This window comes from Pedobacter sp. AK017 (genome assembly GCF_014200825.1).
In the GTDB taxonomy this organism is placed as follows: domain Bacteria; phylum Bacteroidota; class Bacteroidia; order Sphingobacteriales; family Sphingobacteriaceae; genus Pedobacter; species Pedobacter heparinus.
In genome coordinates, this window is the sequence record NZ_JACHCW010000015.1 from 60,090 (window position 1) to 80,596 (window position 20,507).

The 20,507-nt window shown below is 39.9% G+C and carries 20 protein-coding genes, 1 tRNA gene and 1 pseudogene; 14 read left to right on the forward strand and 8 right to left on the reverse strand.

Annotated elements, in window-relative coordinates; genetic code table 11:
* Nucleotides 1-12 precede the first annotated feature (12 nt).
* The 4 genes from ilvD to atpD all read right to left on the reverse strand — a co-directional run bounded on the left by ilvD (nucleotide 13) and on the right by atpD (nucleotide 4,896).
* Entirely contained in the window at nucleotides 13-1,710 is a 1,698-nt protein-coding gene (gene ilvD / locus HDC92_RS19485) for a dihydroxy-acid dehydratase (protein WP_183876747.1), read from the reverse strand.
* A 17-nt stretch (nucleotides 1,711-1,727) separates the two neighbouring features.
* Nucleotides 1,728-2,618 carry a branched-chain amino acid transaminase gene (locus tag HDC92_RS19490; RefSeq protein ID WP_015809220.1) on the reverse strand — a complete coding sequence of 297 codons (891 nt, stop codon included), beginning with the start codon at nucleotides 2,616-2,618 and terminating at the stop codon, nucleotides 1,728-1,730.
* 522 nt (nucleotides 2,619-3,140) lie between these two features.
* Complete coding sequence (atpC, locus tag HDC92_RS19495) at nucleotides 3,141-3,383, reverse strand: ATP synthase F1 subunit epsilon (protein WP_015809219.1); 243 nt, start codon at nucleotides 3,381-3,383, stop codon at nucleotides 3,141-3,143.
* 10 nt (nucleotides 3,384-3,393) lie between these two features.
* Nucleotides 3,394-4,896 carry a F0F1 ATP synthase subunit beta gene (gene atpD, locus HDC92_RS19500; RefSeq protein WP_015809218.1) on the reverse strand — a complete coding sequence of 501 codons (1,503 nt, stop codon included), beginning with the start codon at nucleotides 4,894-4,896 and terminating at the stop codon, nucleotides 3,394-3,396.
* A gap of 218 nt (nucleotides 4,897-5,114) precedes the next feature.
* On the opposite strand from atpD, the gene HDC92_RS19505 reads away from it, so the two are divergent.
* Both HDC92_RS19505 and HDC92_RS19510 read left to right on the forward strand, forming a co-directional pair.
* On the forward strand, nucleotides 5,115-6,026 hold the full coding sequence (locus HDC92_RS19505) for an SDR family oxidoreductase (RefSeq protein ID WP_183876748.1): 912 nt from the start codon (nucleotides 5,115-5,117) through the stop codon (nucleotides 6,024-6,026).
* 307 nt (nucleotides 6,027-6,333) lie between these two features.
* Nucleotides 6,334-6,407: transfer RNA gene (locus HDC92_RS19510), tRNA-Arg, on the forward strand.
* 176 nt (nucleotides 6,408-6,583) lie between these two features.
* Here HDC92_RS19510 and HDC92_RS19515 read toward each other — a convergent pair.
* Entirely contained in the window at nucleotides 6,584-8,599 is a 2,016-nt protein-coding gene (locus HDC92_RS19515; RefSeq protein ID WP_183876749.1) for a tetratricopeptide repeat protein, read from the reverse strand.
* Between the two features lie 193 nt (nucleotides 8,600-8,792).
* Between HDC92_RS19515 and HDC92_RS25225 the strand changes: the two genes are divergently transcribed.
* The 8 genes from HDC92_RS25225 (at nucleotide 8,793) to HDC92_RS19550 (ending at nucleotide 13,583) form a co-directional block, all read left to right on the forward strand.
* Nucleotides 8,793-9,008 (forward strand): hypothetical protein, encoded by a 216-nt coding sequence (locus HDC92_RS25225; RefSeq protein ID WP_255484600.1) that lies wholly within the window; start codon nucleotides 8,793-8,795, stop codon nucleotides 9,006-9,008.
* Nucleotides 8,992-9,462, forward strand: coding sequence for a hypothetical protein (locus HDC92_RS25230; protein ID WP_255484601.1), 471 nt, complete (start codon nucleotides 8,992-8,994; stop codon nucleotides 9,460-9,462). The genes HDC92_RS25225 and HDC92_RS25230 overlap by 17 nt, the downstream gene beginning before the upstream one ends.
* Nucleotides 9,463-9,587: 125 nt before the next feature.
* Nucleotides 9,588-10,142 carry a hypothetical protein gene (locus tag HDC92_RS19525; protein WP_183876750.1) on the forward strand — a complete coding sequence of 185 codons (555 nt, stop codon included), beginning with the start codon at nucleotides 9,588-9,590 and terminating at the stop codon, nucleotides 10,140-10,142.
* A 13-nt stretch (nucleotides 10,143-10,155) separates the two neighbouring features.
* On the forward strand, nucleotides 10,156-10,293 hold the full coding sequence (locus tag HDC92_RS19530; RefSeq protein ID WP_183876751.1) for a hypothetical protein: 138 nt from the start codon (nucleotides 10,156-10,158) through the stop codon (nucleotides 10,291-10,293).
* Between the two features lie 31 nt (nucleotides 10,294-10,324).
* A complete protein-coding gene (locus tag HDC92_RS19535; RefSeq protein WP_183876752.1) occupies nucleotides 10,325-11,008 on the forward strand; it encodes a hypothetical protein in 684 nt (227 codons plus the stop codon).
* A 205-nt stretch (nucleotides 11,009-11,213) separates the two neighbouring features.
* Nucleotides 11,214-12,245, forward strand: a complete 1,032-nt coding sequence (locus HDC92_RS19540; RefSeq protein ID WP_183876753.1) for an OmpA family protein — start codon at nucleotides 11,214-11,216, stop codon at nucleotides 12,243-12,245.
* Between the two features lie 84 nt (nucleotides 12,246-12,329).
* On the forward strand, nucleotides 12,330-13,052 hold the full coding sequence (locus HDC92_RS19545) for a LytR/AlgR family response regulator transcription factor (RefSeq protein WP_183876754.1): 723 nt from the start codon (nucleotides 12,330-12,332) through the stop codon (nucleotides 13,050-13,052).
* A 195-nt stretch (nucleotides 13,053-13,247) separates the two neighbouring features.
* Entirely contained in the window at nucleotides 13,248-13,583 is a 336-nt protein-coding gene (locus HDC92_RS19550; RefSeq protein WP_317618106.1) for an OmpA family protein, read from the forward strand.
* Between the two features lie 60 nt (nucleotides 13,584-13,643).
* Here HDC92_RS19550 and HDC92_RS19555 read toward each other — a convergent pair whose 3' ends face one another.
* Entirely contained in the window at nucleotides 13,644-15,482 is a 1,839-nt protein-coding gene (locus HDC92_RS19555; RefSeq protein ID WP_183876755.1) for a sensor histidine kinase, read from the reverse strand.
* A 99-nt stretch (nucleotides 15,483-15,581) separates the two neighbouring features.
* A complete protein-coding gene (locus HDC92_RS25385; protein ID WP_183876756.1) occupies nucleotides 15,582-15,746 on the reverse strand; it encodes a LuxR C-terminal-related transcriptional regulator in 165 nt (54 codons plus the stop codon).
* Nucleotides 15,747-16,075: 329 nt separating this feature from the next.
* Here HDC92_RS25385 and HDC92_RS19565 point away from each other — a divergent pair, with 329 nt between their 5' ends.
* From HDC92_RS19565 to HDC92_RS19575, 3 genes are all read left to right on the forward strand, one after another.
* On the forward strand, nucleotides 16,076-16,705 hold the full coding sequence (locus HDC92_RS19565) for a LuxR C-terminal-related transcriptional regulator (RefSeq protein WP_183876757.1): 630 nt from the start codon (nucleotides 16,076-16,078) through the stop codon (nucleotides 16,703-16,705).
* A 219-nt stretch (nucleotides 16,706-16,924) separates the two neighbouring features.
* Complete coding sequence (locus HDC92_RS19570; protein ID WP_183876758.1) at nucleotides 16,925-17,680, forward strand: SDR family oxidoreductase; 756 nt, start codon at nucleotides 16,925-16,927, stop codon at nucleotides 17,678-17,680.
* A 51-nt stretch (nucleotides 17,681-17,731) separates the two neighbouring features.
* Nucleotides 17,732-18,085, forward strand: a complete 354-nt coding sequence (locus HDC92_RS19575) for a DoxX family protein (RefSeq protein ID WP_183876759.1) — start codon at nucleotides 17,732-17,734, stop codon at nucleotides 18,083-18,085.
* Nucleotides 18,086-18,205: 120 nt separating this feature from the next.
* Here the strand turns inward: HDC92_RS19575 and HDC92_RS19580 are convergent, their stop codons facing one another.
* Entirely contained in the window at nucleotides 18,206-18,838 is a 633-nt protein-coding gene (locus HDC92_RS19580; RefSeq protein ID WP_183876760.1) for a response regulator transcription factor, read from the reverse strand.
* Between the two features lie 384 nt (nucleotides 18,839-19,222).
* On the opposite strand from HDC92_RS19580, the pseudogene HDC92_RS19585 reads away from it, so the two are divergent.
* A pseudogene (locus tag HDC92_RS19585) lies at nucleotides 19,223-20,507 on the forward strand (hypothetical protein); the annotation flags it as partial.

Genomic DNA, 20,507 nt, shown 5'->3' on the forward strand with positions numbered 1-20,507 from the left:
GTTTTAATTTCTTTAATCTGTATAGGCATCAGTAACGCAGCCTTCACTGGCATTGCTTACTTGTTTCAGGTATTTGTAAAGCACACCTTTGGTGACGGGTGGTGGAAGTTGTTTCCATACCGCGCGGCGGGTTGCAAGCTGCTCATCAGTCAGGTGTACATCTATAGAATTGTTTACTGCATCTATAGTAATGATGTCATCGTCATGTACCAGGGCAATGTTTCCGCCATCCCATGCTTCAGGAGTGATGTGGCCTACCACAAAACCATGTGTACCACCAGAAAAACGGCCATCAGTAATCAGGGCTACTGATTTACCCAAACCTGCGCCAATGATTAATGAAGTAGGTTTCAACATCTCTGGCATTCCAGGGGCACCTTTAGGGCCAACCTGTCTGATCACTACTACATCTCCACTTTTCAGGCGTCCGCTCTGTATACCTGCCATCAGCGATTTCTCTCCGTCAAATACGCGTGCCGGGCCAGTAAATTTCTCTCCTTCTTTACCACTGATCTTTGCAACAGCCCCTTTGGTAGCCAGGTTGCCATACAACATTTGTAAGTGGCCGGTTTCTTTAATGGGGTTTTCTATAGGGAAAATGATCTTTTGGGTTTCAAAATCCAGGTCTGCCGCATCAGCAACATTTTCAGCAATGGTTTTTCCGGTTACTGTTATACAGTCGCCATCAATTAAACCCACTTTTAACAAATATTTCATTACCGCAGGTACACCACCTATTTCATGCAGATCTTCCATCAGGTAAGTTCCGCTTGGTTTTAAGTCGCCCAGTACCGGGGTGCTGTCGCTGATGTTCTGGAAATCATCCAGTTTCAGGTCTATACCTACAGATCTGGCAATGGCAATCAGGTGCAGTACTGCATTTGTAGATCCGCCCAGTACCATCACAATTACGATTGCATTGCGAAATGCTTTCTCGGTCATGATGTCCGAAGGCAGGATATTTCTTTCCAGCAGGATACGGATGTATTTACCTGCTTCCAGGCATTCGTTCTTTTTTTCATCACTCGTAGCCGGGTGGGAAGAGCTGTAAGGCAAACTCATTCCTAAAGCTTCAATAGCCGAAGCCATGGTATTTGCGGTATACATACCACCACAGGCACCAGCACCCGGACATGCATTTTTAATTACACCCTGAAAATCCTCTTCTTCTAAATTACCGGCAAGTTTCTGGCCCAATGCTTCAAAAGCAGATACAATGTTTAATGATTGTCCCTTCCATTTACCCGAATGGATACTGCCGCCATATACCATAATAGAAGGGCGGTTTAAACGGCCCATGGCCATAACAGAACCTGGCATATTTTTATCACAGCCAGGAATGGTGATCAAACCATCATAATACTGCCCACCGCAAATGGTTTCAATAGAATCGGCAATTACATCTCTTGAAACCAGGGAGTAACGCATGCCATCTGTTCCGTTCGACATACCGTCACTTACGCCAATGGTGCTGAAGGTTAATCCCACCATATCATTTTTCCAGACACCTTCTTTTACAATTTTGGCCAGATCATTCAGGTGCATGTTGCAGGTGTTTCCATCATAGCCCATGCTGGCAATGCCCACCTGGGCTTTGTCCATGTCTGCTGCGGTCAGTCCAATTCCATACAACATGGCCTGTGCAGCCGGCTGTGTAGGATCTTGTGTAAATGTTTTGCTGTATCGGTTAATTTCAGGTGTTTGTGACATATACTGATTTGGTATGTTTATATAATTACTTCATAGTTTTGTTTCTCTAAAACAAGGCACTTGTAAGTGCGCTGCAGGGTAGCGCCCAGGCTATCTACCCATTTGACCGGAAAGGTATACTCGTCTACCGATGCTATCCCGGCGATTTCGGATGCCGTACCGCAGAAAAAGGCACTGTCGGCATGTTTGATATCCTTAACCGTTAAATGCTTTTCAATAAGTTCTATATCCAGGATCTGGCACAGCTCAATAATGGTGGCACGGGTAATGCCTGGTAAAATATGTCCCGGTGGCGGAGTGTACAGCCTGCCGTTCTTTTCAATAAAGATATTTGCACCCGGCCCTTCGGCAATGTTCTGGTTCATATCCAGCAATAAAGCTTCATCAAAACCTTTATTTTTTGCCTCGGTAGTGGCCAGTATAGAGTTTACATAATTGCCGCTTACTTTGGCTTCAATAGCGGTTGACTTAGGATTGGGCCTTTCATAACTTGAGATACAAACTTTTAATTGTTCGTGTCCAAGGTAAGCTCCCCATTCCCAGGCACAGATCATGATGGATGTTTTTGTACCCGCAACAAGCGACATATTTGGTGCACAATAGATCAAGGGCCTGATATAAGCGTTCTTTAAATTGTTTAGTTCAAGTAATTTATAAGTTTGCTTGATCAGATCGTTTATGTTCCAGTGAAAGGGCATGTTTACCAGTTCTGCCGAACGTTTTAAGCGTTCATAATGTTCCTTTACCTTAAAAATCCTGGTGCCATTATGGGTGCTGTATGCCCTGATTCCTTCAAATACAGCATAGCCATAATGTAATGACTGTCCGTATATATCGGCAGTCGTGTCAGCTGCTTTCTCAAACTTTCCGTTTAAATAAAGCACTGTATTTGAATTGAAATATTGCATTTTGGTTATAGGTATGTTTTTTCTGTTAAATGTTTCATTAAAAAAGCGCCACTTTTGGGGGGCGCTTGCGATATTTTTTTATTAAATATTCATTTACAGCGCCTTATCCTTCTGAATAATCAGCAGGAGAATACCATTAATAATGACATTAAATAAGGTTGTAAGTGAACGGTTCATTTTATTATTTATCTCTTGTTAATTTATAAATCCAATTTAGGGCTTGCAGTTTAAACTATCAATAGCTTAATGAAAATAATTGAAAAAAAATATAATTCTTTATTTTTTTACTTAATCGGTATTTTATTTTTTAATTCCTGTGTTTTTGGTATCTTAATTGGACGTTAGTATACCAATTATGATTTCGGTATTCGGTATGCATGTTATGCGAGCATTGTAATTTTTGCTATTTTCTTCCTAAAATGCACCAGTCCTTCCAAAAATTTGATTAAAAGCATTTTTTTTTGCCCATAAAAAAAGCCCTTTGAATGTTCAAAGGGCTTCTCCATATTGTATGATTAAATATTAAGCAACCCCCTCGGCCAAAACAATAATTTTGTTTTTTAAAACCTCAACGACACCACCTTTAATAATAAAGGTATCTTCGCCGGTTTTGCTTTTAATAATTACCGGTCCATCTTCTAAAGTTGAAATAATAGGGGCATGGTCTTTCAAAATCTGAAAAGAGCCCATTGTTCCCGGTACAGTAACTGCAGTTACTTCGCCTTCAAAAACTTTTTTGTCTGGTGTTAATATTTCTAATGTCATAGTGCTAATCCTAGTTCGCTTCAGCTAATAATTTCTTACCTTTTTCAATAGCTTCTTCGATGCTACCTACAAGGTTAAATGCAGCTTCAGGATATTCATCAACTTCACCATCCATGATCATGTTAAATCCTTTGATGGTATCTTTAATGTCAACCAATACACCCTTTAATCCTGTAAATTGTTCGGCTACGTGGAAAGGCTGAGACAAGAAACGCTGAACGCGACGTGCGCGGGATACAACCAGTTTATCTTCTTCAGATAACTCGTCCATACCTAAGATGGCGATGATATCCTGCAATTCTTTATAACGTTGTAAAGTTTCTTTTACGCGTTGGGCAGTATTGTAATGCTCATCACCCAAAATAGCAGGAGAAAGGATCCTTGAAGTAGAATCCAGTGGATCCACTGCAGGATAGATACCTAGCTCGGCAATTTTACGTGACAATACAGTAGTTGCATCCAAGTGGGCAAATGTTGTAGCCGGAGCAGGGTCAGTTAAATCATCCGCAGGTACATAAACGGCCTGTACAGATGTAATGGAACCGCGCTTTGTTGAAGTGATTCGCTCCTGCATCAGACCCATCTCTGTTGCCAGTGTTGGCTGGTAACCTACGGCCGAAGGCATACGTCCCAGTAGGGCCGATACCTCAGAACCTGCCTGGGTGAAACGGAAGATGTTGTCAACGAAGAAAAGGATATCTTTTCCTGCGCCTTCACCATCACCATCACGGAAATATTCAGCAACGGTCAATCCTGATAAGGCCACACGTGCACGTGCACCTGGAGGCTCGTTCATCTGACCAAATACCAATGTTGCTTTAGATTCTTTTAATTTATCTGTATCAACCGTTTTCAAATCCCATCCGCCTTTTTCCATAGAATGAAGGAACTCATCGCCATAATTGATTACACCAGATTCGATAAACTCACGTAAAAGGTCGTTACCTTCACGTGTACGCTCACCCACACCGGCAAATACCGATAAACCAGCATAAGCTTTCGCAATGTTGTTTACCAGCTCCATGATCAATACGGTTTTACCTACACCCGCACCACCGAACAAACCAATTTTACCACCTTTGGCATAAGGCTCTAATAAGTCGATTACTTTAATACCGGTAAACAGTACTTCAGTTTCGGTTGAGAGGTCCTCAAATCTTGGAGGAGTGTTGTGAATAGGACGACCACCAGTTTTGTCGACTGCATTGATCCCGTCAATAGCTTCACCAACAACATTGAATAAGCGACCTTTAATCTGATCGCCAACCGGCATTTTGATAGGGGCACCAGTGTCCAGTGCTTTCATTCCACGAACTAAACCATCGGTCGAGTCCATTGCAATTGCACGTACGCGGTCTTCACCAAGATGTTGTTGAACTTCTAAAACGATCTTCTGTCCGTTTTCTTTTTCAATCTCTAATGCAGAGAAAATTTGAGGTAAATGAGCATCGTCAGCAAAACTCACGTCAACTACCGGTCCTATAATCTGCGCTATTTTTCCAATGTTAGGCATATATTGTTTTGGGTAAAATTATAAATATCAATTTGTTAAAGGCCCTTTTATAAGCCTACAATTTGGTTTGCAAAGTTAAAATTTTTATACAAGAATTGCATATATAAATAAAAAGTTTTTCAACAGTTTTTAAAATGGTATTTTAGCAAGTATAAAAGCAGCATAAATTCTTCGGTTTCCAGGACCGGAATGTCTGTTAATTAAGAAATTAGATCCGGATGAGAACAGTATTAGTTACAGGAAGCAACGGGCTTTTAGGCCAGAAAATTACAGAACGTCTGTTGGTTACCAACCAATTTGGCTTAATTGCGACAGCAAAGGGGGGCAATCGTTTTCCTGTTACCGAAGGGTATACTTACGCCGAAATGGATATTCTTGATCCGGAAAATGTAAAAGCAGTTGTGGAAAAGTATCAGCCTGATGCGATCATCCATACGGCAGCAATGACCAATGTGGATACCTGTGAAGCAGAAAAGGAGCTTGCTTACCAGTTAAATGTAGAAGCCGTTAAAACCCTGGTATCGCTGTGCGAACTGCACAATATCCAACTGGTACACTTGTCTACCGACTTTATATTTGATGGTGCCCATGGCCCCTATGATGAACTGGCCGCACCCAATCCTTTAAGTTATTACGGGATTACCAAGCTGGAAGCAGAAGAAGTGATCAAAAGTTCTACCTGCCGCTGGGCCATTCTCCGTACCATTATAGTGTATGGTATTGTGAGCGACATGAGCAGGACCAATATTGTGCTTTGGGCAAAAGCTGCGCTGGAAAAAGGAAGCCCGATCAATGTGGTAAACGACCAGTGGCGGATGCCTACCCTGGCAGAAGACCTGGCAGATTGCTGCCTGCTGGCAGTAGAGAAAGATGCCCGTGGTGTGTATAATGCTTCGGGGAAAGATATGATGCGTATTTCTGAACTGGTAGCCCGGGTGGCTGATTATTGGGGGCTCAATAAAAGCCTGATTACTGAAATCAGTTCTGAAAGTTTAAACCAGGCCGCTAAAAGACCTGTTAAAACTGGTTTTATATTAGATAAGACCATCAACGATCTTGGCTATAGCCCACATAGCTTTGAAGAAGGCCTGGCAATAGTTGACCATCAGTTAGGCCTTCGCCTCACATAGTTCACACATTCTACACACTTTCTTCACAAAAAGGTACCTGTTTGTGGGTTTGGTGTGAAGGAGATGTGAACCAGGTGTGAAGAATGAGCTAATTTGTGAAGGACTTGTATTTAAAGACGGCCAAGAGAAAAAATCAATCTAGTGGTTTTAGCGGTGCTCCGGCAATATCCCTGATTCTGATGCGATTAAAGAATCGTTTGCAATTTAATTTATTTGATGAGGGGTTATTTCAGGAATAATTTGATAAAAAAATTGCTAAATTCAATTTCAAGCATTACTTTTGCAGTCCGTTAACGAAACGGGAATTGCATTTGTAGCTCAATTGGATAGAGCATCTCACTACGGATGAGAAGGTTTGGGGTTCGAATCCCTACAAGTGCACCTTTGCGGAGTAAAAATCTTCTTTAGATTTTACTCCGCTTTTTTTATGCCCTAACTCCCGCTGAATTCATACCCGCTCACAACCAACATAGGACGATTTGATTGTATATCTTTTTCATTGGTATGTTGATGTTTATTTGGATTTAGGTTTTCTAAAAATGAAGATGAGGTATTTTTCAATCTTTTTTAACGATTTTCGGCAGTGTCAATTTTGCAATAGTCCCCCTTCCTTCGGCTGTTTGTTTATTGCGCAATTCGAATAGGGCAGGATGTCCCTGGTTCATTACATTAAAAATCTCTATCCGTTCCTTTATCGAAGAGATACCTATGGATTTACTTTTGATGGCTGAAAAGGTTTTGAATTTTTCTGCTTCATCCATGCCAATGCCATTGTCTGCTACCGTAAAGAGCAGGGCACCTTCAGTTTGTTCCAGGTTTACCGCGATCGCATTATTTGGGGCAGTTGAATTACGCATGCCGTGGTGTATGGCATTTTCAATTAATGGCTGCACCAGCATAGGTGGTAACAATAGGCTGGAAAGATCAATGGATGGATCGGCATGAAAGGAGCAGCTAAATTGCTTGTTGAAACGCATCACCTCCAGTTCTGCGTACAGCTGAAGTGCTTTCCATTCCCTGTCGGCAGAGACCATGCTCTGGGTAGAGTTTTCCAGGATCAGCCTGCTCAGGGCGGCAAATTTCTGTACCAGCCTACTTGCCGTTTTTGAATCATTTTCAACGATATAGGATTCGATCGAATTCAGTACGTTAAATATGAAATGTGGATTCATTTGTGCCCTGATGGCCTTTAGTTCGCTTTCTGATAGTTTATTTCTGTTTATCAGTTCTTTGTTTTTTTCTTCCGCCTGTTTCCTTTGCAGCTCATTTTTTAAACGCAGGTGCCTGATGTGAGAACGGTTCAGGAAATAGACCAAAATTGAACTGACCAGTATGAAGGCCAATGCCCCGTATAGGTAAACCTGCCTCATTTTCAGTTTTGCCAATTGCTGCTCCTGTTGATAGGATTCTTCTTTTTTCTGAAATGCATATTGCGCCTCCAGTGAGGCGATCTTATTTTTGCTTTCCTGCGAATACATGGAATCGGTAATTTGCCTCGATCTTTTGTAATTCCGGAGCGCATCTTCGTATTGCCCGTTATTTTCCTGCAGATGCGCCAGTTCAGTAGAAAAATAACCCAGGTTGTCCCGGTCCCCAACCTGTTTACTGGCAGCCACGGCTTTTTCTAAATACTGCGCTGCTTTTTGAGCAGTGTTCCGGTCTTTGGTCTTAAAGAAAACCCTGTTGTAGGTGGTGCCTATGTTGCCCAGGTTGGTAATGGAGTTGGGGTGCAGGGGGGTGGTCTGATCAAATAGCTGCTGCGCTTCCATCAGGAATTTCAGCTTTTGGGCAGCATCGTCTTCGTGCAACAATGCGATATGGGAAAGGGATTTTGCCTGTCCCATTTTATCGTCCAGTTCTTTATAGTGCTGTAAACTTTGCTGCAAATACTGCTCAGCTTCCTTTAGTTTTTTTGTGGCCAGGAATACTGAACCGATCCGGTCTTCAGCTCTTGCCAGCCCCGACAGGTCATTCAGCTGTTTATAGGCCTGGTAGGCTTTAAGGCTGTAAGCCCGCGCCATGGTAAAGTTTTCCTGTGATAGATAAACATCTGAAATATTCCCGTACAATAGTGCGGTGTATTCCTGTTCATTGATGGCCCGGGCCATTTTCAGGGCTTTAAAACAATACTCCAGTGCCCTGGCATCATCACCCTGACGCTGATAAACGGAGCCGATATTGATGATGTTTCCTGTTTGGGCCCGCTTATTCCCTATGCTTTTGTTGATTGATAATGAGGCATTATAATACTGGATTGCTTTTTCATAACCTCCATTGTTGCTGTAAAGGCTACCTATGTTGTCATAAAATGCAGCAATCCCTTTGGGCCAGTTCACCTTTTTTGCCATGGCTAAGCCCCTGACAGCATACTGCATTGCCGAGTCGGTATCTATGTTTCTATAGGCAGCTGAAATGCGGTGAACGATCTTAACCTGGCCTGAGTCTAAGGTTTTTTGTGTTTTTAACAGTGCTTTCATTGAGTCGATGGCTGCCAGTCCATATTTCTGGGCGCTTACATCTGAAACTGCCAGGAAGAAAGGAATGATAATGGATATTTTGATCAGTAACTTCATTAACTATTGGGGTTAGTCATTAAAACATTTCAAAATAACAGAATATTCTCCTGAATATTAGCAGGCTAGGCTAGATCGAAATGGGTGTTCACTCATCCAGACTGCCTGTGCACTCATTTCGAAAAAAACCGCCTGATTTTAGCCGCACATTTAACCTAAAATCAACCAGATTGTTAAAATTGAAATCGTCCTTATGAACTCAAAACACATTGCACTTAGCTGTCTTCTTTTGTTGCTCGCCTGCGGCAAAAAAGATAAAAAGGGGCCTGATGAAGTCGTATCAGGAGACATTAAACAGGTAACTGAAACCAGTAATGGTATTACCTACAAAATTTTCACCAATATAAAGCTGACAACTTTCAAGGGGATCCTGGTTATGGGAAGCGGCAATAATGAAAAACAACCCTAGCCCAGGGAGCCTTGATAATGCTACCGAAAACGATATCTGTAAAAAAGCCGCACAGAACGGCTATTTAGCCGCGATCGTACAGTACCGGAAGACGCCAGGTGATGCGACAACAGAAAGCTGGAATACCAGTGCCCAAATGATTGGGGAAGATTATGATAAATGTATTGTTGCCATAGCTGGGAAATATGGCGTAGACAAGAGTAAATCTGTCGTTGGTGGTTACTCTTATGCCTCCAACATCTTGTTTACCAACATATCTATTTATAACACCCTGAGCTATTGCAAAGGTGTTTTAGCAGCCTGTGGTGGAAGCGGGGAATGGAATGCGCAGAATTTTAAAATCCCATTTATTCGATTAATTGTACCGGCGACAATGAGGGGCCATATTATGGCAAGAGTTTGTATGATCAGATTCCAGCAAATTCCCCTGTCAAATCTAAAAGTGAAGGGGTAACAGATGCAAGTTGCAAGACCCATTGCGGTGGTAACTGGACGGACAAAATGTATACTAAAATGGTGTCCTGGCTGCAGTAGTAAGCTCAAATCAAATACCAATCCCTTATACTAAAATCAAATACCATGAAAACAATTCAACTTTTTACTCTGGCCCTGTCCATATTCACACTATCTGCCTGTGCACAGCTGCAACAGGCGACACAAGGTGGGAGTGCAACGGCCAATTCGATTGACAATTCCATTCCACTGCCAACAGGGGTTTATTTTATTGTAAATACTGAAGGAAAAGCATTGACCCCGTTAAACCCCTCAATTGCCGAAAATGTCTTTTTGCGTCCTTTTACAAAAAGTGGCACTCAAAAATGGCAGGTGACTGCACGCAAAACGACCAAAGGAACAACCTATACCATTTCCCTGGATGGATCTGATAACCTGTACCTGCAACCTTATGCTGTGAAAGATCATACACCGGTTATAGGCGGCAGGAGTAATGCTGGAATATCATATAAAATTATAGCAGCACAGAGACCGAAATGCTGGTACATAAAAAGCACTTTCTATAACGGTGATGCACTTCGAAGTTTTGTGTTCAGTCCCAATACACCAACCGAGATCCGTTTCGAGGCGGCCGAAAACACAGACAAATTTTTATGGAAGTTCATTCCGGCAGGTAATTAAAATTTAGGGACGGATGAAAACAATAAAAATAAATGCAGCAACTGCAGGCATTTTTGTGTTGCTTTTAAGCTTTACGGCCTGCAAAAAGGAGAAATCAGTTGTGGATAGCAAATCTGCTAGCCGAAAATGGCAAATTAACGGGTGTTTATAGTGGCACACCTTCTGAAAATTAAACCGGAATTATGATGAAAAATTTAAAAAACATTTACAAACTGCTTCCTGTGCTATTATTGGTAGTATTTACAGGCTGTAAAAAAGATAAAAAAGGAGAAAATAACAACGAGACCATCGATATTAAAAGTTACAGCATAGTAGGCAAATTTGAGGGAAATTATTCTGGCAAAACATTCTACTTTCCATACCTTATCACGTTTGCAGAAAATGCAAAAGCAGTAATTTATGCTGGATATGATGGAACCACCCCCATACAGGGCAACTATACCCTAGAAAAAGGGCTGTTAAAAATAAACCTGGGAAGCGATCAGGTTATAAATTTCACAATCAACAAAGAAAACATCACGTCGTACACACCCCAAAAATTCGATGTAAAATTTACCAGCTATCTCTTACAAAAAAAACCTGCCGAAAACCAATTTAGCGGATCGCAGTTTAACGGATCTTTTGCCAGTACAGCCAGTAATCTGCTCATCATGACTAAATTTAAGTTTAATGCCACACAATATGGCGAAAGCAGTTTGGGCGATCCTATAATCAATAAAGACTATACGCTTATCAACAACATGGCTGCATCGAGCAATACAGGTGCCAATAGTATGCTTACATTTTTTGTAATAATAAATGGCAAGTTGGAGGTTGCACGCTTCAATGACGGTGTCATTTCTTCTGGCAGCTTTACAAAGCAATAAGAAATCCAAAACAAAACACCATAAAAAGTCCGTCAAGAAAAATTATAAAGAAATGGAATATTTAAGGAAAACAATGACAGTGACATCGATGATCCTGCTGATCAGTTAATCCTGTAGGCCACTTTGCTAAACAATGGTATTGCTGTGGCCAATACAGGCAAACCCACTACTTTAGCATTTTAACATTACAATAAAATTAATCGCTATGAAAAATTTAAAACGCATCTGCAAACTGTTTCCGATACTATTATTGCTCCTGTATACAGGCTGTAAAAAAAAGGCAGCGGTACCAGCGGATGATGCAGAACAAATTGTAGCCAGCGAACTGCTGGATTATTACCTTGTTGGGGAACATACAACAGGTGGAAATAAATTAATCGTGCTGTATTTTACCCCGGAGGGCAATGTAATCAAGGCCAATGCACATTTACAGGGTTATTTCAGGGCCAGGGAAGTGGTTATCAAAAATTCGGTAATTACTATTGATTACAATGGAGATGGAAAATCAATGTACACCTTTACCCTTGAAAAAGATGCTGAAGGAAAGTTAAAGCTAAAGTCTTACGATTTCCGTTACAATGGTGCAGGCAACCAGATGGCTTATGCCATAATGGCTAAAAAATCAGAGGCTTTTTCATTTGCAAACTTGTCCTTTAAGACGGGCAATACAATGTTTAGCTTTACCACCGATGGGGGTACAGAGATTATAAATTGGCCAGGTGATCCCAGTCCTTATTATAAACTTACAAACATTGGCTTTAAAACAAATAATGACAAATTTTTGGGAGTAACGGTTCCAGGCTGGAATGGCGTCGTCGTACCGGTTATGCTGCTTGAAAAAGACGATGCACTATTTGTTGCAAAAGAACACGATGCCCAACCACCCCAACCCGCTTGTAACCTCATACTTCCAGGCGTATCTTTTAAATCGCAATCCACAAAGCTAGCCACCAGCGAAGAGACAATTTTATCCTCCGTGGCGCAAACTTTAAGAGGTAGTTCCGGCTGTAAGGTGGTGGTTACAGGATATTGCAGTAGTACCCTTACAGATCGGCAGTTAAGCTGGAGGAGGGTAGAAAGTGTCATTCAATATCTTACAGAAAAACAGGGCATCGACGGCTCAAGGTTCATTTTCAAATATGCGCAACCAGGTAATGATTGTAATGAAGTAGATCTGACGAACGCCGCACAGGGTCAGCCGGATGGGGGAGTAATTCCACCTTTCCCAGCCCAATAGTTTTAAAATGAAACAGTAAACATTAGTAGAGATTTGTTTACCAAACATTAATAAACGAAATTTATAAGATTAAAAACATCAGTTATGCTAAAAGCGGTCATATTGGATGATGAGGTGCGGGGAAGTAATCTGCTGACCCGTAAGCTGGAGGTGTTTGGAGACGATTTACAGATAGAGGCCATTTTTAACGATCCTTTTAAAGCGCTTTCTAAAATTGTAGAATTAAACCCGGACGTTCTTTTTTTAGATGTTGAAATGCCAGGACTAAATGGCTTTCAGTTCCTGGAGAAATTAGGCTCTTTCAATTTTCAGGTCATCTTTACTACAGCTTATGATACATTTACATTAGAAGCCCTTCGTTTAGGTGCTGTAGATTACCTGGTTAAACCAATAGATGAAGATGAATTGCATACTGCCATTTTCAGACTAAAGAAAAGGGTTGCCGATTATACGAAACACATTCCGCTAACGGATCAAAATTCAGCACCCAACAGACTTGCCTTATCAACAGCCGAGGGTGTTTATTTTGTAAATAAAGCCAGTATTATGCGGGTTGAAGCCATGAGCAATTACAGTACCTTTTATCTGCAGGACCGTAAGAAGATCATCGTTTCCAAAACACTTAAGGAATATGAAAGCGTTTTGCAGGGCGGATCTTTTTTACGTATTAACCGATCAGTTATTGTTAATCTGGACCATGTTGTGAAATATAGAAAAGGAGATGGCGGAACGCTGGAAATGAATGATGGGGCCGAGATCGAGGTCTCTGCATCGAGAAAAGACCTATTGATGGAAAAGTTGTTTTAGATCCTTCTCCATTTAGCATTAAATTAACATAATCCGTTAAAAAAAATCTCAATTAGGTGATATTTGTTTTTTATCTTTCATTGAATTGACTCTACTGTAATAAGTACCAAAGGTTTAGCCAAATCAGATACCTTAAGTGTAACCCTGCGCTTAGAACCATTATTTGAAATTGGTAAAGCCATCGCCATTCAAAATATCCATTATGATTTTGATAAAGCTAACATTCGTACGGATGCCGCCAGGATTCTCGACGAACTGGTACGCACTTTACGCGATAACCCTACGCTTGAAATTGAATTGGGCTCGCATACTGACAGTCGCGGAGTAGATATTTATAACCTGGATCTCTCTCAACGACGTGCACGTTCCGTTGTAAATTATTTGGTTAGCCGTGGTATTTCAAGAACTCGTTTGACAGCTAAAGGATATGGAGAAACACAATTATTGAATCGTTGTGAAAATGGGGTGAAATGCTCGGAAGCAGAACACCAGGCCAACAGACGTACTGAGTTTAAAATAATCAAATACTAATACTGTGTTTTTTAAGGAATAGAACTAGGATATCTTTAATATATTTATCTTAAAGGATTGTTAATGAGTGGTATGACGCCATGTTGCTAATCGAATGGATACAATTATTTCGGTCCCATTTGCATCTGAATGTATTTTAGTTTCACCGTTAAGAGATTGAACGCGGCGGCGGATGGATTGCAGACCCATAGTTGAGTTGCTATTTCTGGACTTCTTTTCATCTAAGCCAATTCCGTCATCACTGATAGTCAGTAGGAGGGTGTCTTCTTCTTCATAAATCAGAATACCTACATTTTTAGCTCTGGCATGTTTGATAATATTGGTGATGGCCTCTTGTATGATGCGAAGTAATGCTATTCGTGTGTCCATGTCAACACCTGATAATGCGCTATTGTCGATGTGAATATCCTTGTTGTATCTGCTATCAGGTAGAGAGTTATCTGTCAGCAATATAATTTGCTTTTCAAACGACTGTTCTTGTTGTTCATCAGCGGCACTGAACCATTCATGACTTTTGTTTCGAGCTACTTTATAAGCCTTTTCCGTTTCCTTCTGGAGCTTGTCCAATTTTTTTTTCAGGTCAATATCACTGGTATCCATCTTTAGTGTTTCTAATTGATATCTGATAGCGGCAATGGACGATGAAAGGCCATCATGAAGGTCTTGTCCAAGCCGTTGTTGCTCCTCCTTTACCGCCTGGTGTTTAGCTTCTTCCATAGTCATGATTTGCATATTTGCCATATCATTGAGGGCTTCTATCTGTGCTTTCGCTTTTCGGTCCCGACGGAGCATCATTAGATAGATGCCCAGTACAATCACAACAGAGGAAAATGAAATGACCAGCAACCATATGGTTCGTTGCGCATTTTTTTCACTTAGTAACTTATTGGAGTCCTGTACAGCATTGTATGCAACATAATCATTGATAAACTTTTTTGATTTTTCCCATTCCGCTGTTATCGATTTGTCAAGCTCGAAATAAACTTTGATGATTTCATCTTTATCCCCTAGTTGTTTTGCCGTTTCTAATGCATTGTGTAAAATATAAATTTCTATGGAGTTATCTCCATTTTTTTGTGCCACCTCATAAGCCTGGTAATAATATTCAAGCTGTTTTTTGGGATTTTTATCATGAAATTCTGTCATTAAGAAGAGTGCGTTGATCACTAGGTCTGTGTTGCCCGTCCGCCTTGCCTCAAGTAAGGACTGTTTTGCAAGTGTTAAAGCTTCTTGTAACTGGCCTTTTGAAACCAACAAACGTCCCCGCCATAGTCGATCGTAAATCAGTATATTTTCATCTTTATAGCGGCTTGCAATTTCTTCCGATTTGTTCAGGTAGTAATAAACGCTATCCTGCGGAAGATTCGAATTCCGGAGACCATAGTTTGCATATACCCTGGACATAATACTATCTTTTTTCAACTTTTTTCCGATTTGGATAGTCTTTTGCAAAAGTGAAATGATCTTTGACCGGTCGGAGACACCCTTATTCATAACAAAGGTCATATCCAGGTATACGGTAATGATTTTTTCGGTATCGTTAAGTTGCTGATACTGGGATAATATCTTTCCGAGCAGTTCCAATGATTCTGCATACAACCCTCTTTTATAAAAAGCGAAGGCAATTAAATGGCTTGCTTCTATTTGCCCTCTCTGGTAATGTATCTTGGCAGCCATACCTTTGGCCTTAACCCCATAATAAAAACAGCTGTCTGCATTTCTGGTTCGGTAAAGTGTCCCGAGTTTGTTTAAGCTGTTGATCAGGGCAACACTGTCTTTGATTAAAGATAATCCTTGTAATTCCTGCTCGATTTGCTGGATTTGCCCTTGGGCAGAGTTGTTACAAACATAAATCAATAAAATCAGGAGCAAAGATCTTTTTGGCAATAGGCAAAGCATAATTAATTAAAACAATAGATATCCAAAATAAAAAGTAAAAGAATACAAGATGGGGTTGTTCATCAATGTAACTTGTAAAAATTTTAAAACATAATTAGATTAATCTTGTGCGCATGCATAGGCTAGTAATTCCGTAATGGAATTTATACACACTTTCGACATCATTTTGCGCCGATGGGCTGCAATTTTGTGTTTGCTAAGGTGTGCCTGTTCAGCCGTATGGACAATGGATAATCCTCGTGCAAAATACTGCAAAAATTCCAATTCTAGGTCGTAAGTAGTGCTTTTTTTGAGTGATTTTATAAAAGCAGACGCTATCCAGGTTTTTAAATTTTGTGCCTTTTTTCTCCTGGCCGTTTATTCAAAAGTGTTGGATTAGTTTATTAATAGATATGTAGCTGTGTTAATAGCATATTAATGCTATTGTGATAAAGTGTATAACACGATGTTGTTATAACATGCGCCTGTCTATTTTTCTTGGCTGTAGTAATATTAATTTTAGACGGTTGGCATGATCAGACTTAATCATGAATAGCTAAAAACATACAACAATATTAATCTTTCATGAAGATAACCTACCATAATTATAATCAATGAACGGGATAAAAATCGGTATAATGTGTAACCGTGAGTTTATCAGAAAAGCATTTATTGCTTCTCTGGTGATCTTTCAGGAAAAAATCATAGAAATAGTATTCGAAACTACCATAGAATCTTTTGAAACCGTAATTCCGCATTCTTCTAGACCAGATATTCTTCTACTTGATATAGATTCTCCTGACATATCCGGGACAGAAGTCATTGAAAATGTACTTTCATGCTATCCTGATTGTTCGATCATACTTGTTTCTGATATAGATGATAAAAATACCCTATTAAAATATATACAGGCCGGTGCTAGAGGGTGTTTAAAAAAAGTAAACCAAGATAAATTGGTAACCGTTATTAGTGCTGTAATGGATGGCGGTTGTTATATTAGCCCTGCTTATACGAAATTACTATTTGATCATGTTCTATGCACAAGAAAATGCCTTTCCGAATTATCTTACAGGGAACAGCAAATGGTAGATGCAGTAATTGACGGCTTAAGCTATAAACTTATTGCTTATCGACATAATATTTCAATTGATACAGTAAGATTTTATCTGAAAAAAATTTATAGAAAGTTAAATATCAATAGTAAAGGAGAGCTATTGGCTTTAATGAGGTTAAATTCTAATTGAACTAAGCGCATTTGACAACAGCGTATTCGCGCTGCTTTTTACTCTGATTTGGGAATTTGATAAATGTTAAGTGTAAAATAACTAGCAAAATATTGTCATTCTTTTAAATTTAGTAACAGATTATTGTTGTAATATGCATCCTAGTTGCTATATCTTAATGCTTAGCGTAAATTAATATTGTTATGGATGTATATATCCAAACATTAAAAATTATAAGTTATGGCAAGAAATGATTTAAAGGGGAAAGTAGTTTTAATCGCCGGGGGCGGTAAAAACCTTGGTGGATTATTAAGCAGAGATTTTGCAGCAAAAGGTGCAAAACTTGCTATTCATTACAATAGTGAAAGTGCAAAGGCGGAAAGTGAAAAAACGTTAGCAGAGGTGCAGAAATTGGGAGCTGAAGCTTTTTTATTTCAGGCTGATTTAACCCAGATTAGCAATTTAAACAAGTTTTTTGATGAAACAATTGCAAGGTTTGGTGGCATTGATATTGCAATCAATACTGTAGGCATGGTATTAAAAAAGCCTTTTACCGAAACGACCGAAGCGGAGTATGATACTATGTTTGGAGTAAATTCTAAATCGGCTTATTTCTTCTTACAGGAAGCCGGTAAAAAAATAAATGATAATGGTAAAATCTGCACGATTGTTACCTCTTTACTGGCTGCTTATACGGGATTATATTCGACCTATGCAGGGGCAAAGGCTCCGGTTGAACACTTCACCAGGGCAGCTTCTAAAGAATTTGGAGGGAGGGGCATTTCTGTAACAGCGGTTGCTCCCGGGCCGATGGATACGCCTTTCTTCTATGGGCAGGAAAGTGATGATGCAGTAGCCTATCATAAATCTGCTGCCGCTCTTGGTGGACTGACAGATATTAAAGATATTGCACCATTGGTAGAGTTTTTGGTGACTGATGGGTGGTGGATCACGGGACAAACCATTTTTGCAAATGGCGGTTATACAACAAGATAGTAGCTTTAGAAGGTCAGCTTATGCTGACTTTCTTTTTTTAAATTAAAAATCATGATTGTGAAAATTTTCAATTCAATACTTATTGTTATTGCCGTTTTTATGGGATTGAAGCAAGGCTGGGCTATGTTCATAGGAAAATCGGAAATGGTAGAAATGTTTAGCAAATGGAGTTTCAGCAGAACCGGGTTGATGATGAACGGAGCCGTCACGATGGTTAGCGCATTGCTGATACTTTACCCTAAAACATTTCTTTGGGGAAATTTTTTAATGGCAGCCGGAATTCTACTGATTATATGTTTACATCTTTTAGATAAAGATATGAAAGGGATGATCATAGAGTTGCCTTTTCTTTTACTCAATCTGATTATTATTTATATGCAGCACCCCTTTATAAAAACCAATTAGAATAAGATACAATAGGTTATTGTCTAGTTTGTTAAATTCTTTTTGAGCATCTGTTTTGGGTTGGCCAACTGTTTTTTTGACTGGCAGCATTTGGCGTTCATGGTAAATACGGAGTTATACTCAGATTAACTCCTGCTTGCGCGCGTAAAACAACAGTTCTGTTATAGAATTGACTTTTACCTTCGCCATCATCTTGCGGCGATGCGCAACAATTGTATGTTTGCTTAGGTGTGTTTGTTCAGCAGTTTGGGCAATTGATAATCCGCGTGCAAAATAATGAAGAACTTCCAGTTCTCGCGCTGTGAATGGTAATTTTATTGTTGAGTTTGTGCTCGCGGCAATATCACTGATTGTAGGAGAAACATATTGCTTGCCCTGGCTTATGATGTTAAGGCATTCAACTATGGCATTAAAGCCTGATGATTTGCTTACAAAACCATCAGGATTGTAGTCCATAATATTTGTAATTATAGTGGGACTGATGACTGAGCTAATTACAATAATTGTAATGTGCTTGTTTAACCGTCTGGCCTCGTTAATTAATGGCAAACCATTTTTGTCTTTTAGGTAATAGTCTAAGAATAGGTAAATGGGCGACTCAGAATGCTTAATTAAAAAAGAAATTAATTCCCGTTCTTCGCTAATTGTGTGTACTGAACGGAAAAGATCCAGCCGCTCAATAAGTGCTGAAAAGGAATCTGCAAATAAAAGGTGGTCGTCAAAGACAATTGCAATTGCTTGAGTTTTTCTCATAAATAATTCTAATATAGCAAAAGTAAGCGATTGGATTGTTGTAACTGAGATGCGGAGGCTTTAATAGCTAAATGATGTCATTTATATATTATGCAATAACAAATTATTGTTACTTATTTTCTTATTTGCTAAACTGGAACGATTTTTTTAGATAAATTATTACACTTTCTTCTACTTTATTCTTGGGGTGATTGAAGGAATACCTTGATACTTGTTTTTAAAGTATGACATATTTTTGCTATTTTATTAAGTAATTATAACATTATATTGTCATAATTTATACCTTACTTCTTTCACCCGATGCATTGATGTTAACTTTAGTTAACTAAAACTATACAATAGTTAACCATAGTTGTCTAAAACGTTCATCAATCATCCCTTTTTATGAAGATAAAATTACGATCTCTGCTGTCTACGGAAAAAAGACATGCTTATCAAAAAAGAATCCCTGGTTTGTTAGCTGAAGAGGACTTCAATCCAGGCATAGTGTATAAAACCAATAGTTTTAAACAACATTTTAATCACCGTATAGGCAGTGCCATTAAAAAAGTGATGTGGACCGGTTTAATACTTGGATTCTACACAATGGCCTCAGCTCAGCAGAAAGTAAAAGATGGTACAGTATCGGGCAGCAATTTGCCTAATAAGGATGCATTGTTAGAGCTGGAAAGTAAGAATAAAGGTATACTTCATACGCGGGTTGAATTAACTCGTACAACTGAGGCGTCACCGCTTACGGCCCATGTTGCGGGTATGATGGTTTACAATACCTCAAACGTTAATGATGTTGTGCCGGGAATTTATTATAATGATGGCACAAAATGGGTGTTTGTACGAAGTTCAAATTCTATTCTTGTTGAAAATCAACCCGGAAAAACTGGAAGTCCCGGCACCCCAGGCACAGTTGGCGGACCAGGAGCTGGAGTTACTATTGTAACTAATGATAGTGGAACCTGGGTTTTTAATCCAACAACAAATAGCTGGACAAATATTAAAGGTACTAACGGTACAAACGGGGTTGATGGTAAATCGGTAAACAGTGGCACTACTGCCCCAACGGGCACAGGAGCTACAGGCGATACCTATATCAATACGACCACAGGTGATGTATATACTTATAATGGAACCAGTTGGACAGTTACGGGTAATATCCGTGGCCCTCAGGGCGCTCAAGGTATTCAGGGTCCTGCTGGCGCCAATGGTACCAACGGTGTTGATGGTAAATCGGTAACCAGCGGTACAACTTTGCCAGCTACTGGCACTAATGGAGATACGTTCATTAATACAACTACAGGTGAGACTTATGTTTATAATGGTACTACTTGGGTATCTAATGGTAATATCCGCGGTCCTCAGGGTACTCAAGGTATTCAAGGTGTAGCTGGTCCTGCAGGAACTAATGGCACCAATGGTACCAACGGTGTTGATGGTAAATCGGTAACCAGCGGTACAGCTTTGCCAGCTACGGGTACTAATGGAGATACGTTCATTAATACGACTACAGGTGAGACTTATGTTTATAATGGTACTACTTGGGTATCTAATGGTAATATCCGCGGTCCTCAGGGTACTCAAGGTATCGCGGGTCCTGCAGGAACTAATGGTACCAATGGTACCAACGGTGTTGATGGTAAATCGGTAACCAGTGGTACAACTTTGCCAGCTACCG